3 protein-coding genes are annotated in these 1,747 nt (G+C 43.0%); 1 reads left to right on the forward strand and 2 read right to left on the reverse strand.

Annotated elements, in window-relative coordinates; genetic code table 11:
* On the forward strand, positions 1–849 hold an 849-nt coding region (locus tag QUB30_RS33480), incomplete at its 5' end, for an ATP-dependent DNA ligase (protein WP_333342640.1).
* 69 nt (positions 850–918) lie between these two features.
* Here the strand turns inward: QUB30_RS33480 and QUB30_RS33485 are convergent.
* Together QUB30_RS33485 and QUB30_RS33490 are read right to left on the reverse strand one after the other, a co-directional pair.
* The gene (locus QUB30_RS33485; protein ID WP_333342642.1) at positions 919–1,509 is read right to left on the reverse strand and encodes an HU family DNA-binding protein; all 591 of its coding nucleotides are present in this window, start codon (positions 1,507–1,509) and stop codon (positions 919–921) included.
* A 36-nt stretch (positions 1,510–1,545) separates the two neighbouring features.
* Positions 1,546–1,747: hypothetical protein (locus tag QUB30_RS33490; protein WP_333342645.1), on the reverse strand; the 202-nt coding region annotated here is incomplete at its 5' end.

The following is a 1,747-nucleotide window of genomic DNA, read 5'->3' on the forward strand; positions in this document are numbered from 1 at the left end:
ATGTTGCCACAATTAGCCAATACTTACAGCCCCACAAAAAACTATGGCGTAACAGAATGGTTTAGCAGCCCTAAACTAGATGGAGTCCGCTGCTTATATGAAAATATGACCAGTGGATTGAGAAGTCGCTCGGGCTTGACTCGATATTCAGGAATGAGTGAGATTGAGGAAATATGCGAAAGTATCCGCTCGACTAATAATTTATCTTTTATAGACGGTGAGTTGTACATCCCTGGAACTCTTTTTGATGTTATCTCAGGAATTGTTCGCAGTAGAAAAACTGTAGAATTTGTAGTAGCAAATAAACAAAAAGTTCAGTTCCGCATTTTTGCTATCGGGTTCAATCAATTCCCGACAATGGAGACAGTTCATGAAGTAGATCAGGTCAAGCAAATTTTCCCGACAATGGGGAAAGTTAGCTACGTCCCTCAGAAATTGATTGAAAATAATCCTTTGGTAATCCAAACTGAAGCTGAATTGGTCAAAAGTTCTGGACTCTCTGATGAAGGGATAATGCTGCGGAATCCGAACTCTGTTTACTCCGGGGTTCGATCGAACAATCTCCTAAAAGTGAAAAACTTTGTAAAGAACAACTTTACGGTGGTTGGGTTTACCAAAGGTAGTGGCAAATATGCAAAGTCTCTGGGTAACTTACTGATTCGGGGAATGATTAACAATCAAATCATCAATAGTCGAGTCGGCACAGGATTTACTGACTTGGAGCGATCGACAATATTTGCCAACCAAGCTGATTATTTAGGCAGAACGCTGGAAGTGGTTTATCTTGGTGTGACTGCTACAGGCTCTCTACGGCATCCAGTATTTTCGGGATTTGCCAGAAATTACTAAATAAAATAGAGCAAGAAAAAAGCTTGAGTAGTGTACATCTACTCAAGCTTTTTTCTGTCTGGTTCAAAACTATTTGACGATTCCTACCAGTTCCGGCACTTTCCCCGCTAATTTCCAGCCTGTGCTAGGCGAGTAAACCGGGGTGCTAGCGTTAACTCCCCAGCCTGCTAGTTCACTTGTTGGTACTTCAACGAAGGAACTGTCAGGAGCTTTGATTTGCCAGGTTTGCTCAGGATGACTCAAGGTTTTTTGCGCTAGCAAGTCGGCTGGAATAGGAGGAGGTTGAATGCCTGCAACAGGAGGAACAGGAGCAACAGGAGCGACAGATTGAGCAGTAGATTCAGCAGCAGGTGCAGGCTGTGGTTGGCTTGGATCTGGCTGAACTAAAGTCAAAAAGGATTTGCTGAAAGTCAACTTAGGTCTGCGAGAAGCCTTAAAAGTAGTAGGTTCTCCAGTTCGTGGGTTGCGCCCTTCACGTGCAGCGCGATCGGTAGCTTTCAAAATCCCTAACCCTTCCAATGGTAGTTTTTCACCATTGCGGAGAGTGAGTGACATGAAGGCTACTGCTGAATCCCATACCGCGTTAACGGTACTTTCAGAAAATCCAGTTGAAGCTTTTACGTGGTCAGTTAAGGCAGACATAACTAATGTGCTCGACAAGACTAATGAATATTTTAATTATGCACCATCAAATGATTAATTTGGTGGTAGACCAAAATCTTCAGGGGTATAAAGTCCTGCTGGCATCTTATTTTCTAAGTAATCGATCTGTTCTTGAGAGAGCGATCGATTATAGAGCCGAACTGTTTTCGTGATAATTCGTCCACTTTCCTCCATATATTTGCCGTTGGTGTAACAGCGCATCTCGCGAGTTTCTCCGATCGCAACTTTACTTTGG

Origin of the sequence: Microcoleus sp. BROC3, assembly GCF_036702515.1 — a bacterium.
Lineage (GTDB): Bacteria > Cyanobacteriota > Cyanobacteriia > Cyanobacteriales > Microcoleaceae > Microcoleus.